The 13,195-nt window shown below is 69.7% G+C and carries 12 protein-coding genes; 9 read left to right on the forward strand and 3 right to left on the reverse strand.

Translation table 11 applies throughout. From position 1 onward, the window contains the following. Positions 1–114 precede the first annotated feature (114 nt). From AB8810_RS03990 to hemC, 5 genes are all read left to right on the forward strand, one after another. Positions 115–1,410, forward strand: a complete 1,296-nt coding sequence (locus tag AB8810_RS03990) for a nitrogen regulation protein NR(II) (protein ID WP_369915628.1) — start codon at positions 115–117, stop codon at positions 1,408–1,410. A 641-nt stretch (positions 1,411–2,051) separates the two neighbouring features. Beyond that, positions 2,052–3,983, forward strand: a complete 1,932-nt coding sequence (mdoH, locus tag AB8810_RS03995) for a glucans biosynthesis glucosyltransferase MdoH (protein ID WP_369915629.1) — start codon at positions 2,052–2,054, stop codon at positions 3,981–3,983. Positions 3,984–4,038: 55 nt separating this feature from the next. Further along, a complete protein-coding gene (locus AB8810_RS04000; RefSeq protein ID WP_369915630.1) occupies positions 4,039–4,704 on the forward strand; it encodes an alpha/beta hydrolase in 666 nt (221 codons plus the stop codon). Between the two features lie 129 nt (positions 4,705–4,833). Next, positions 4,834–5,562 (forward strand): LytR/AlgR family response regulator transcription factor, encoded by a 729-nt coding sequence (locus tag AB8810_RS04005; protein WP_369916616.1) that lies wholly within the window; start codon positions 4,834–4,836, stop codon positions 5,560–5,562. A gap of 150 nt (positions 5,563–5,712) precedes the next feature. Next, a complete protein-coding gene (hemC, locus tag AB8810_RS04010) occupies positions 5,713–6,636 on the forward strand; it encodes a hydroxymethylbilane synthase (protein WP_179567445.1) in 924 nt (307 codons plus the stop codon). A 229-nt stretch (positions 6,637–6,865) separates the two neighbouring features. Here hemC and AB8810_RS04015 read toward each other — a convergent pair whose 3' ends face one another. Continuing rightward, entirely contained in the window at positions 6,866–7,654 is a 789-nt protein-coding gene (locus AB8810_RS04015) for a YdiY family protein (RefSeq protein ID WP_179567443.1), read from the reverse strand. 194 nt (positions 7,655–7,848) lie between these two features. On the opposite strand from AB8810_RS04015, the gene AB8810_RS04020 reads away from it, so the two are divergent. Then, positions 7,849–8,820 carry a YafY family protein gene (locus AB8810_RS04020; RefSeq protein ID WP_179567441.1) on the forward strand — a complete coding sequence of 324 codons (972 nt, stop codon included), beginning with the start codon at positions 7,849–7,851 and terminating at the stop codon, positions 8,818–8,820. A gap of 98 nt (positions 8,821–8,918) precedes the next feature. Here AB8810_RS04020 and AB8810_RS04025 read toward each other — a convergent pair whose 3' ends face one another. Further along, the gene (locus AB8810_RS04025; RefSeq protein ID WP_318241286.1) at positions 8,919–9,221 is read right to left on the reverse strand and encodes a winged helix-turn-helix transcriptional regulator; all 303 of its coding nucleotides are present in this window, start codon (positions 9,219–9,221) and stop codon (positions 8,919–8,921) included. Between the two features lie 225 nt (positions 9,222–9,446). Next, positions 9,447–10,031, reverse strand: coding sequence for a lipocalin family protein (locus AB8810_RS04030; protein WP_206231109.1), 585 nt, complete (start codon positions 10,029–10,031; stop codon positions 9,447–9,449). Between the two features lie 132 nt (positions 10,032–10,163). Between AB8810_RS04030 and AB8810_RS04035 the strand changes: the two genes are divergently transcribed. The 3 genes from AB8810_RS04035 (at position 10,164) to AB8810_RS04045 (ending at position 13,185) form a co-directional block, all read left to right on the forward strand. After that, positions 10,164–10,466, forward strand: coding sequence for a hypothetical protein (locus AB8810_RS04035; RefSeq protein ID WP_369915631.1), 303 nt, complete (start codon positions 10,164–10,166; stop codon positions 10,464–10,466). A 66-nt stretch (positions 10,467–10,532) separates the two neighbouring features. Then, positions 10,533–12,638, forward strand: a complete 2,106-nt coding sequence (locus AB8810_RS04040; RefSeq protein ID WP_369915632.1) for a prolyl oligopeptidase family protein — start codon at positions 10,533–10,535, stop codon at positions 12,636–12,638. Positions 12,639–12,705: 67 nt separating this feature from the next. Further along, a complete protein-coding gene (locus AB8810_RS04045) occupies positions 12,706–13,185 on the forward strand; it encodes a hypothetical protein (protein ID WP_369915633.1) in 480 nt (159 codons plus the stop codon). The last annotated feature ends 10 nt before the right edge of the window (positions 13,186–13,195 follow it).

The following is a 13,195-nucleotide window of genomic DNA, read 5'->3' on the forward strand; positions in this document are numbered from 1 at the left end:
ATAATGCTGATACCGCCGCGTTTTCAGTATTGGCAGCTTCACGATTCAGCAGTGAAGCGCTGGTGACGCTGCGGTGATGCCGATATGCTGGACCCACTCATCGCGAGACTCCGCTTGTCCACTCACGCCCGCTATCGACAGATCGTCGAACTCTCGCACGACTGCATCAAGGAGATCGGCCGCGACGGTGTCGTGCGTTCGATCAACACGGGCGGCCTGCGCCTGCTCGGCGCGGCTGAGCCCAAGCACGTCGTCGGCCGCACGTGGCAGGATCTGTGGCCGGAGGAGATGCGGCCGCTCGCCGAAGCGGCGTTCGCCGCCGCCTTGCGCAACGAGCAATACGAATTCTGGGCGCAGCGCGAAACCTTCGACGGCCGGCCACGCTGGTGGCACGTGCAGGCCAGCCCGCTGACCAACGTCGACGCCGAGGTGGAAAGCGTGCTGGTGATCAGCCGCGACGTCACCCAGCACCGCCAGATCGAGGAGGCCCTGCGCACCCTGGGCGACCTGCCGCAGACCGGCGCCGGCGTGCCGGTGCAGCGCGTCAGCGAGACGCTGGGGCAGCAGTTGCAGGCCGAGCACATCGAGCTGCGCGGGCAGCTGGACATCGCCCTGGCCGCGCAGCGCGTCGCCGAGCGGGCCATGACCCAGGCGCAGAAAGGCGAGGCGATCGGGCAGATGCTCGCCGGCATCGTCCACGACTTCAACAACATGCTGCAGACCGCGATGACCTCGGTGAGCATGGTCGCCGAGCATCCGCAGCGCCTGCAGCCGGACCAGCGCAAGCTGCTCGGCATCGCCGGCGAGGCGCTGCAACACGGCGCGCGGATGACCCGGCGCCTGCTCGGCTTCGCCCGTGCGCACCCGGTCAAGCCGCAGTGGCTGGATCTGTGCGAGGTGGTCGCGCACATGCAGCCGCTGTTGGCGCAGGCGTTGGGCGGCGAGATGAAGTTGCAACTGACCAGCCTGGCCGGCGGCGCCACCACCTATGCCGACCGCAGCTCGGTCGAGCAGGCGGTGCTGAACCTGGCGTTGAACGCACGCGACGCCTGCCAATCCGGCGACGTGGTATCGATCCGCTGCGGCAACCTGCAGGTGCCGCCGGGTCAGGCTGCGGCGATGCGCCAGCCGGGCCGCTACGTGACCCTGTCGGTCAGCGACCAGGGCGAGGGCATGTCCGAGGACACCAAGTCGCGGCTGTTCGAGGCCTATTTCACCACCAAGCCCGAGGGCAAGGGCACCGGCCTGGGCCTGGCCCAGGTCTACGGCCTGGTGCGCCAGGCCGGCGGCTTCGTCGACGTGGACTCCGAACTGGGGCGCGGCACCACCATCACCCTGGCGTTCCCCTATGTCGCCGAAGCGCCGCCGGGCGAGGGCGGCGACAGCGCGGCATTGCCCTCGCCGGCCTGAGCCAGAGGCTTGGCGTGTCGGCAGCAGTTCGCTCCGCCTGACCGCTTGCGCGCGGTATAGCCGGCGCACCGCGCTGCTGGCGCGACGCGTGCAAACCGTACCAGCAGCGGCGCCCGGTGCATTCGGCCGCCTGCGGCAGCACCGAGTCGAACCCGGCACCGGCGTTTCCGCGCAACGATTGCGTCGGGCGTCGCGCAGTGCTTCAGCGCGGTCGCGCGCCGGCACGGCAGGCCTGGCGGCTGCGACGGTGAGGTAACGCGACCTTTGTACGAGGCGCTTGCTGGAGCGCGCATCTCTCCGCTGTCCTAGGCGAATCGCGGCTCCGATCCGCCGCGTTTCGAACCGCATGGCCTGCCCGTCGCACGCTTCTGCGCATGCAGCGAAACGCCGCTTGGCGCTGGCGAATGGCTGAACGGACCTGCTGGCGGCGGCGTGGCGCGCGCTCGGCCATCTTCGCGAAAGCTTACTATTTAGGGTTTACAGTGGCGGCCGTATTTTGCCCGCCCGACAGGAGAGAACGTGGGTACGAGTGGCAATGACAGCAGAACGGTGCCGATCGCGGCGCCAGCGCGCGCGGTGGCGCGCCCGTGCGGAAGTCCCAGGTCGCGTCGCTGCGCTGTCCGACGAGGCTGGCGGAACGCATGAGCATGGTCGCCCCCACACCGATCCTGCCCGATTCCGTTGTGCTCGATGCCGGCCATGCGGTGCTGCCGCCCGAGGCGCCGTTGCCGATGCCGGTGCAATCGCTGCGCCAGGGCAAACTGCGCAACACGCGCCTGCCCACCACCCCGCCCGGCATGTTCTGGCGGCGGCTGTACGTGTTCGGCAGTACCGCGCTGATGACCGCCTACGCCAGCGTGCTGATCGGCAAGGTGCTGCTGATCGGCGGGGTCAGCGTGCTCGAAGCCTGCCTGATGGCGCTGTTCATTCCCCTGTTCGCGTGGATCGCGTTTTCGTTCGTCAGTGCGCTGGCCGGATTCGTGACCCTGGTGTTCGGCGGCGGGCGCAAGCTCGGCATCGATCCGGACGCGCCGCTGCCGCTGGTGCGCAGCCGCACCGCCCTGCTGATGCCCACCTACAACGAGGATCCGCACCGGTTGATGGCCGGACTGCAGGCGATCTACGAATCGGTCGAGGCCACCGGCCAGATCGAGCACTTCGATTTCTTCATCCTCAGCGATACCACGCGCGCCGCGGTCGGTGCCGAGGAAGAGCAGGTCTACGCCGAACTGGTCGAACGCACCGGCGGCAAGGGCCGCATCTACTACCGGCGCCGTGCCGACAACGCCGAGCGCAAGGCCGGCAACATCGCCGACTGGGTGCGCCGTTTCGGCGGCGCCTATCCGCAGATGCTGATCCTGGACGCGGACAGCCTGATGACCGGCGAGACCATCGTGCGCCTGGTCGCGGGCATGGAAAACAATCCCGACGTGGGCCTGATCCAGACCCTGCCGGAAGTGGTCAACGGCAACAGCCTGTTCGCGCGCATGCAGCAGTTCGGCGGCCGCGTCTACGGCCCGGTGATCGCCTACGGCGTGGCCTGGTGGCACGGTTCGGAGAGCAACTACTGGGGCCACAACGCGGTGATGCGCACCCAGGCCTTCGCCGAACAGGCCGGCCTGCCGGCGTTGCCCGGGCGCAAGCCGTTCGGCGGCCACGTGCTCAGCCACGATTTCGTCGAGGCCGCGCTGATGCGCCGCGGCGGCTGGGCCACGCACATGGTGCCGTACCTGCAGGGCAGCTACGAGGAGGGCCCGCCGACGCTGACCGACCTGCTGGTGCGCGACCGCCGCTGGTGCCAGGGCAACCTGCAGCACTCCAAGGTGGTCTTCGCGCGCGGCCTGCACTGGATCAGCCGCATGCACATGATGATCGGCATCGGCCATTACTCCACCGCGCCGATGTGGGGCCTGCTGATGCTGATCGGCATCGCGATCCCGCTGCAGAGCAATGGCATCGACCTGGTCGCCACGGTGGTGTCGCCGTTCTCGCCGGCGCGCTACTGGCACCAGCAGGACTCGACCCGGGTGTTCTGGGTGTTCGCGGTGACCATGTTCGTGCTGCTGGCGCCGAAGGTGCTGGGCTACTTCGCGATGCTGCTGAAACCCGAGGAGCGGCGCGGCTGCGGCGGTGCGCTGCGCGCGCTGCTGAGCATGCTGCTGGAAACCGTGCTGGCAGCGCTGATGGCGCCGGTGGTGATGTACGTGCAGTCGCGCGGCGTGGCCGAAGTGCTGGCCGGCAAGGATTCGGGCTGGGACGCGCAGCAGCGCGACGACGGCCGCCTGTCGTGGCTGGCGTTGGCGCGCAGCTACGGCGGGCTCAGCGCGTTCGGGCTGCTGATGGGCGGGATGGCCTATGTGGTGTCGCCGTCGCTGGCGGCGTGGATGGCGCCGGTGGTGATCGGCATGGCGCTGGCGATTCCGGTGGTGGCGGTGAGTTCCTCGCGCGCGGCCGGGTTGTGGCTGCGCCAGCTGCGCATCCTGGCCATTCCCGAAGAGCAGAAACCGCCGGCGGTGCTGCTGCGCGCGGGCGAATTGCGCCGCGCCGCCGCCGCGCGCCGCGCTGCCGGCTGACCCGGCGGCGGACGCGGCAGGCATAATGCGCCCCATCTCGATGGGGACCGCACGCATGCTGGAAACAGTGGAACACGAAACCGCCGCTTCGCCGGCGTGGACCGTCCTGTGGCTGCACGGACTCGGCGCCGACGGCCACGACTTCGCGCCGCTGGTGCCGGAACTGCTGCGGCCGGGCTGGCCGGCGTTGCGCTTCGTGTTTCCGCATGCGCCGGTGCGCGCGGTGACGATCAACAACGGCGTGCGCATGCGCGCCTGGTACGACATCGTCAGCCCGGATTTCTCCAATCGCGCCGACAGCGCCGGCGTCGCCGCATCGGTCGCCCAGGTCGAGGAACTGATCGCGCGCGAACACGCGCGCGGCGTGCCCGCCGAGCGCCTGCTGCTGGCCGGTTTCTCGCAGGGCGGGGCGATCACGCTGGCGACGGGGCTGCGCCGCGAACGGCCGCTGGCCGGGTTGATCGCGCTGTCCACCTACCTGCCGGACGTGGCCGACGTGGCCCGCTGGCATGCGCCGGCGGCGCTGTCGCAGCCGCTGTTCATGGCCCACGGCCAGGGCGACCCGGTGATCCCGCAGCCCTATGCCGAGCAGACCGCGCAGGCGCTGCAGGCGCTGGGCATGCCGGTGCAATGGCAGCGCTATCCGATGGCGCACCAGGTCTGCGCCGAAGAGATCGCCGATCTGCAGGACTGGATGAGCGCGCGCTTCGCCGCCGGCTGAGGCGCGGCCGCGGCGCCGTGCCGCGTGCGCCGGAGCCGAGGCCACAGTCGCTGCGGCGCGGATGACGGCCCGCCGGCAGCGGGGCTACTATGCGGCGAGACCGCGCTCCAGCCCACTGAGGTGACGTACGTGAAGGTGGTGATCGCCGACGACGAACCCCTGGCACGCGAGCGCTTGCGCGCGCTGTTGGCCGAGCATGCCGGCGTCGAGGTGGTGGCCGAGGCCGGCAATGGCCTGGAAACGCTGCGTGCCTGCGCCGAGCTGCGTCCGGATCTGGTGCTGCTGGACATCGCCATGCCCGGCGTCGACGGGTTGGAGACCGCGCGCCACCTGGCCAGCTTCGAGCCGCGCCCGGCGGTGGTGTTCTGCACCGCCTACGATGCGCACGCGCTGTCCGCGTTCGAGGCGGCGGCGATCGACTACCTAATGAAGCCGGTGCGCGCCGAGCGGCTGGCGGCGGCGCTGGAGCGCGCGCGCACCTTCCTGGCCGGCCGCGGCGGCGCCGCGGCGGTGTCGTCGGCGCAGCGCCGCAGCCATCTGTGCGCGCGCCTGCGCGGCAGCCTGCGGCTGATCCCGGTCGACGACATCCACTATCTGCAGGCCGAGGAAAAGTACGTGGTGGTGCATCACGCGCGCGGCGAGGACCTGATCGAGGAGTCGCTGAAGTCGCTGGAAGAGGAGTTCGCCGAGCGCTTCGTGCGCATCCACCGCAACTGCCTGGTCGCGCGCCACGAACTGGTCGAGCTGCGGCGCCTCGGCGAGGGCCAGATGCATGCGGTGCTGCGCCATGCCAAGCAGCCGCTGGAGGTGAGCCGGCGCTGCGTGGCGCAGCTGCGGCAGGAGATCCGGCATCTTTGAGGGGCCGGGATTGGGGATTCGGGATGAGTAGCCGTGCGGCGTTGGGATTTGGGGTGGCCGGGCGTGCGTCTGTGGACGGGCGGCGATCGGCAGCGGCCGTGGGCCTTCGCGCCTGCGGCCCGTGGCGGCGCTTTCCGCGATAATGGGCGGATGAAGATCCTGCGCATCGCTACCCGCAAGAGTCCGCTCGCCCTGTGGCAGAGCGAACATGTCGCCGAACGCCTGCGCCAGGCGCACCCGCAGCTGGACGTGGTGCTGGTGCCGATGAGCACCCGTGGCGACGAAGTGCTGGACCGCTCGCTGGCGGCGATCGGCGGCAAGGGCCTGTTCCTGAAGGAACTGGAGCTGGCGATGCTGCGCGGCGAGGCCGACTGCGCGGTGCATTCGCTGAAGGACGTGCCGATGGAGCTGGACCCGCCGTTCGCGCTGCCGGCGATCCTGACCCGCGCCGATCCGGCCGATGCGCTGATCTCCAATCTCTATGCGTCGCTGGAGGCGCTGCCGCTGGGCGCGCGGGTGGGCACCTCGTCGTTGCGCCGGCAGGCGCAGCTGCGCGCGCGGCGCCCGGACCTGCAGTTGCTGGACCTGCGCGGCAACGTCAACACGCGCCTGGCCAAGCTCGACAACGGCGGCTACGACGGCATCGTGCTGGCCTGCGCCGGCCTGCAGCGACTGGGCCTGGAGGCGCGCATCACCCAGCGCCTGCAGGCGCCGGACTGGCTGCCGGCGCCGGCGCAGGGCGCCATCGCGGTGGAATGCCGCGGCGACGACGCGGCCGCGCTGGGCCTGTTCGCCGCGCTCGACGATGCCGCCACCCGCAGCTGCGTGGAGGCCGAGCGGGCGATGAACCGTGCGCTGCACGGCAGTTGCCACGTGCCGGTGGCTGCGTTCGCGCACTGGCAGGGCGAAGACCTGCTGTTGCAGGGCATGGTCGGCGGCGTCGCCGACGGGCGGCTGGTGCGTGCCGAGGCGCAGCGTCCGGCACACGAGCCCGAGGCACTGGGCCAGGCCGTCGCCGCGGCGCTGCTGGGCGCCGGCGCGCGCGAGCTGCTGGACGCCGCGCTGCCGGCTTGAGAGGCCGAGCCAGGCGCCCTGTCTGCAGGCGGCCAACCCGTAGGGGGCGGCTTCAGCCGCGGCCGGGCCTCACCAGGAACATCCTGTCGCGGCTGAAGCCGCTCCTACAGGAAAGCGCCGTCAGCCGACAGGCCGGGATCGACCCCGACGGCTGGCCGACCATGCGCCGGCCCGATTGCCGCCGCACCTGCCGTTGCGAATCCCCAATCCCGAATCCCCAATCCCGGCCTCACTTGAACTTGTAGACCACGTTCATCGTAGCCAGCGTATCGGTCTTCTTCTTGTCGTCGCTGACATCGCTGTTATGGCGCGCCTGCCAGCCGGCCTTCAGCGCCAGCCGCGAGTTCATGCTGACCGAGATGCCCAGATCGTTCTGCGCGAAGGTGTTGTAGGAACCCGATTCGACCAGCAGGGTATTGGCCAGCTCGGTGTTGTCGGTCAGGCCGTACTTGAAGTCGACCAGGCCGCGGCCGATCAGCCCGGTTTCGGTGCGGTCCTCTTCCACGTCGTGGGCGCGGCGCACGCCGGGGCCGATCTGCACATCGAGGCTCCTGTGATCGCCGTCCATGATCCGCGTGCCGTAGCCGATGCCGATCGTGGCCAGGCGGTCGTAGGTGGCGAAATCGTCGCGCTCGTAGCGCAGCGAGGCGGTCAGCTGGCGGTGCTCGCCCAACTGCAGTGCGCTGCCGGCGCTGCCGGTGTAGCGGTTGGACGTGGTCTGGCGCACGCGCTCGGTGCTGCCGTCGTCGTTGGTGTTGGTGTACTCGGCGCTGGCGCGCAAGGCGAACAGGTCGATGCTGTGGATCCAGTCGCCATCCAGGTACTGGCCCTTGAGCCGGCCGTTGAAACTTTCGTTGGAGCTGTTGCCGCGCGAGGAGGAGAGTCCCAGTTCGCCGGAGCCGCTCCACGGTGAACTGCCCGGTTCCGCCGGCGGGGCGGGCACATCGGCGGCCAGGGCCGGGGAGGTGCACAGCAGCAACAAGGTGATGGCGGATACTACGGTGGCGCAGCGGGGCATGGCTTTACTCTCCGGTTGAGGACGCAGCCTTCGGCTAACGGAATGGAAACGATTTCATCATACCGGATCTACATGACGCCCCGGCCGCCGGCGGACCCCGGCTTCATCGCCGGTTCGGCCGCCTCGCCGCGGTTGGCGCGCGCGACCGGCCGCAGCGCGTTCTTCCGCCACGGACTTCAGACATAATCGGGGCCATGGACCGCTACGAACGCATCAACGCACTGCACCGGCTGCTCAAGTCCGCCCGCTATCCGGTGACGGTGGCGCGGCTGCAGGACGAACTGAGCTGCTCCCGCGCCACCGTCTATCGCGACCTGGCGTTCCTGCGCGATGCGCTGATGGCCCCGGTCGAGGGCGACGGCGAGGCCGGGTTCCGCTACGAGTCCGGCGAGAGCGACCGCTTCGAACTGCCCGGGCTGTGGCTCAGTTCCGAGGAACTGCACGCTCTGCTGGCCTCGCAGCAGTTGCTGGCGCGGACCGGCGGCGGGGTGCTGTCCTCGGTGCTGGCGCCGCTGCAGCAGCGCATCGAGAGCCTGCTGGCGGCGCAGGCCGGGGCCACCCATTGGCCGGTGGAGCGGGTGCGGGTGATCCCGCACCGCGGGCGCAAGCTCGACGAGGCCAGTTTCCGTACCGTCGCCTCGGCGGTGCTGGAGCGCAAGCGGCTGTCGTTCGACTACCGCGCGCGCTCCACCGACGAATCGACCAAGCGCACGGTGTCGCCGCAGCGCATCACCCACTACCGCGACAACTGGTACCTGGACGCCTGGGACCACGGCCGCGATGCGGTGCGCAGCTTCGCGGTGGACCGCATCAACCATGCGCGGCTGCTCGACCAGGTGGCGCAGGACGTGGCCGACGAGGAACTGGACTCGCAGCTGGCGGCCAGCTACGGGATCTTCTCCGGCGCGCCCAAGGGCTGGGCGACGATCGTGTTCAGTCCCAAGGCCGCGCGCTGGGTCGCCGACGAGCACTGGCATTCCAAGCAGCAGGGGCGCTTCCTGGCCGACGGCCGCTACGAACTGAAGGTGCCGTACAGCGTCTCGCGCGAGTTGCTGATGGACGTGCTGCACTACGGGTCGGACGCGGAAATCGTCGAGCCGCGCTCGCTGCGCGAACAGGCCAAGTCGCTGCTGTCGCTGGCGCTGAGCAACTACAGCGACGACTGAGGCGTTGGTAGCGGGCGGGATGCTGCCGTTGTAGGAGCGGCTTCAGCCGCGACGGGGTTGCCGTTAGCTGATGCCGCCTGTCGCGGCTGAAGCCGCTCCTACACTGGATCCGGCGGTGCGCTGCCGCTGCCCAGGATGGCGCCGATGTTGGTCTCGATCCAGTCCACCAGCGCCTGCACATGCGTCGCCGCGTCTTCGCCCAGCGGGGTCAGCGCGTATTCCACATGCGGCGGGACTACCGGATAGGCGGTGCGTTGCACCAGGCCGTCCGCTTCCAGCGCCTGCAGGGTCTGCGACAGCATCTTCTCGCTGACCCCTTCGAGCTTGCGGCGCAGGTCGCCGAAACGATGCGTGCCCTTGCGCAGCGCCACCAGCACCAGCACGCCCCAGCGGCTGGTCACATGGCTGAGGACGGCGCGGGAAGGACAGTGCTGCGCGAACACCTGGCCGCGCGTGGGATCCGCGGCGGGGACGCGCGGCGCAGTGCAGGGGACGTCGGAAGGAACGCTGGCCAATCGGTGCACCTGTCTGGGGGACGGACCGGCCCGATCATACGGGGGCCGGCTGGCGCTGCGCTGAGCGGCAGGCGATGGGGGTGCAACCTATTCGGGGATCGGTGACACGCCTCAGGGCTTGCTCGGCACTTCGAAACCGAGCTTGCCGACCTGGTCGCGGCGCTGCGCCACGCGCTTGAGCTTGTCCACCTTGATCCCGTAATCGTGGTCCAGCTTGCCGACCAGCTCGCGATACTGCTTGTAGTCCATGTCCGGCGTGCGCGAGAACACCCAGGCCAGGTCGCGGCCGGGATAGTCGATCAGCGCCCAGGAATAGTCCGGCGCCACCTCGAGGATGCGGTACTTGGTCGGGACCACGGCGAAGAACCAGGTGGTCCAGCGGCGGTCGCCGGTGCCCTCCTTGACCGTGGCGCGCGAGGTGACTTCCTTGACCGGTTCGTCGAAGCCTTCGCGGTACTGGTAGCGCACGGCGATCTTGCCGTCTTCCTTGAGCGTGTACTCGTCGCTGCTGGCGACATGCCCGCGCTCGGCGAAATAGGGCACGTGCGCGATCACGTACCAGCGGCCCATGAAGCGCTGCAGGTCGATCGGCGGTTGCTGCGAGGGTTCTTGCTCCGGGGATTTCGCCCGTGCCGCCGGCAGGGGAACGGCCATGCCGAGCAGCAGCACGGAGGCGAACAGGGAAAGCAGGCGCATAGGGCAGGGATCCGGGGCTTGAAGAGACACGCTATCCAGTATCGGGCGAAAGTGATGTCAATAGTGGGTCGCAGCTGTTGAGATGGCCGCGCGGCAGGCTGCACGCCTCAACCCTGCTCCGGAGTCGCCGCCATGCCGATCGCCCGTTCCGCCCGTCCCGCCCCCGCGCCGCACCCCGCGCTGCGCCGCCTGGTGCGGCAGGCGCTGCTCGCCGGCCTGGCCCTGGTGCTGGTGTGGCCGGCGGCGCGCGGCTACAGCGAATGGCTGGGCTGGCGGCCGCTGTGGCTGCTGGGCATGCCGCTGAGCGCCTGGTGGGCGCTGCACCGCTTCCCGCTGCCGCTGCGGCCGTTGCGGCGGGTCCTGGCGCGGATGCGGCCGCGGGTGCAGGCACGGCGCCGGCGTGCGCCGGCCTGGCGGGTCAGCCGCGCAGCCTGACCTTCGGCAGGGGAGGGCCGCGGCCCTGCATGCTACGGTTCCGGGCTGTTCTCCTGGACGTAACCCATGCCCTCTCTTGCCCATGCCTGCCTGCTCGCCGGACTGATCGTCTCCGGCACCGCCGCGGCGAAGGAAACCGCGATGCCCCAAGATCCCTATGCCTGGCTCGAAGACGTCACCGGTGCCAAGCCGCTGGACTGGGTCAAGGCGCAGAACGCCAAGACCGAGGCGCGGCTGACCGCGCAGCCGGGCTTCCAGGCGCGCGAAGCCGGCATCCGCGAGGTGCTGGACTCGGACGCGAAGATCCCGGCGGTGCAGAAGATCGGCCCGTACTACTACAACCTGTGGAAGGACCGCGAGCACGAGCGCGGCCTATGGCGGCGCACCACCCTGGACGAATACCGCAAGCCCGAGCCGAAGTGGGAGACGGTGTTGGACCTGGATGCGCTGAACAAGGCCGAGGGCGAGAACTGGGTGTGGCATGGCGCCGAGTGCCTGCGCCCGGACTACCGCCGCTGCCTGATCGCGCTGTCGCGCGGCGGCGCCGACGCCGACGTCACCCGCGAGTTCGACCTGGGTTCCAAGCAATGGGTGAAGGATGGCTTCTTCCGCCCCGAGGCCAAGGGCGGCCTGGGCTGGATCGACGCCGATACCGTCTACCTCTACACCGATTTCGGCGCCGGCTCGCTGACCAGCTCCGGCTATCCGCGGGTGGTCAAGCAGTGGAAGCGCGGCACTCCGCTGCAGAGCGCGAGCCTGGTCTACGAAGGCAAGCCGGAAGACATGTACATCGCCGCGATGCACGACGACACGCCCGGCTACGAGCGCGATTTCGTCAGCCGTACGCTGGCCTTCTATAACGACGAGATGTATCTGCGCAATGCCGACGGCAGCCTGCGCAAGATCGACGTGCCCAACTCGGCCAGCAAGCGCGTGCACCGCGAATGGCTGACCCTGCAGTTGCGCGATCCGTGGACCGTGGACGGCACCACCTATCCCGCCGGTGCGCTGCTGGCCGCCAAGTTCGACGACTTCATGGCCGGCAAGCGTGCGTTCCGGGTGTTGTTCACGCCGACCGACAGCACCTCGCTGGAGGGGTTCGCGTGGACCAAGTCGACGCTGGTGCTGAACGTGCTGGACGACGTCAAGAGCCGGCTGTGGGTGCTGACCCCGGGCGACGGCGAGTGGGCGCGCGCGCCGTTCCCGGTCGGCGATCTGGCCTTCGGCAGCATCAGCGTCGATGCGGTCGATGCCGACGAGAACGACCAGGTGTGGCTGACCTCCACCGATTTCCTGACCCCGACCACGCTGATGCTGGCCGACGTGCAGCGCGGCCCGCAGAGCATCGAAACGCTGAAGGCGATGCCGAGCTTCTTCGATGCGTCCAAGGACGCGATCGAGCAGCACTTCGCCGTGTCCAAGGACGGCACCAAGGTGCCGTACTTCCTGGTCCGGCCGAAGCAGCTCAAGCTGGACGGCAGCCATCCGACCCTGCTGTACGCCTACGGCGGCTTCGAGATCTCGATGACCCCGTTCTACTCCGGCGGCCTCGGCCGCGCCTGGCTCGACCAGGGCGGCGTGTACGCGCTGGCCAATATCCGCGGCGGCGGCGAGTACGGCCCGCGCTGGCACCAGGCGGCGCTGAAGCAGAACCGGCACAAGGCCTACGAGGACATGGCCGCGGTGGCGCAGGACCTGGCCGCGCGCAAGATCACCTCGGCCAAGCACCTGGGCGTGCAGGGCGGCAGCAACGGCGGGCTGATGGCCGGCAACATGCTGGTGCAGTACCCGCAGCTGTTCGGCGCGGTGGTGGTGCAGGTGCCGCTGCTGGACATGAAGCGCTACAGCCACCTGCTGGCCGGCGCCTCGTGGATGGCCGAGTACGGCAATCCGGACACCGACGACTGGACCTACATCCGGACCTTCTCGCCGTACCACCTGTTCGACCCGAAGAAGACCTACCCGCCTGTGATTTTCCTGACTTCGACCCGCGACGACCGGGTGCACCCGGGCCACGCGCGCAAGATGGCGGCGAAGATGATCGACGCCGGCAAGGACGTGAGCTACTACGAGAACACCGAAGGCGGCCACGGCGGCGCGGCCAACAATGCGCAGGCCGCGCATATGCAGGCGCTGGCGTACGGGTTCCTGTGGGAGCGGCTGGCCAAGTGACCGCTGCGGTCCGCTTCCGGGCCCGGAAGCGGACCTTCGTCTTGTCGTGGCACGAAGAGAAAGCGCGATGCTGCTGAACCTGGCGCTGGCCCTCGTGGCCAGCCATTGCACGGTGGAACGTGCGCGCTATGCGTTGCGCGACGATCCTGCGCTCACCGCGCGCTTCGTCGCGGTGGAGTCCGGCCTGGCGTGGCCGGCGCATCTGGCATTGCGCCTGCAATCGGCGCGCAGCGGCCGGGCGTATTGGTTCCTCCCTGCCGATGGCGGCAGCGACGGACGCCAGATGCTGGCCTCGATTACCGATCCGAGCGTGCCGGGCTGGCAGGCGCCGGATCCCGACGGCGGTACGCGTCCGCTCGGCGATGCCGAATACATCGGCACCGATGCCGATTACACCTTGCTGGATCGTGTGCCGCGGCGCGGCGACGCGGCGCCCGCGCATTTCCTGGTGCCGGAGCTGCGCGAACTGCTGTGGTACCGCACGCCGTCGGATCAGCGCGAAGGCAGCGCTCGGCAGTTCTTCGACCTGGTGGGATGCGGCGAATGAGCGGCGCGCG

Source organism: Xanthomonas sp. NCPPB 3005 (genome assembly GCF_041228095.2).
GTDB lineage: Bacteria > Pseudomonadota > Gammaproteobacteria > Xanthomonadales > Xanthomonadaceae > Xanthomonas_A > Xanthomonas_A bonasiae.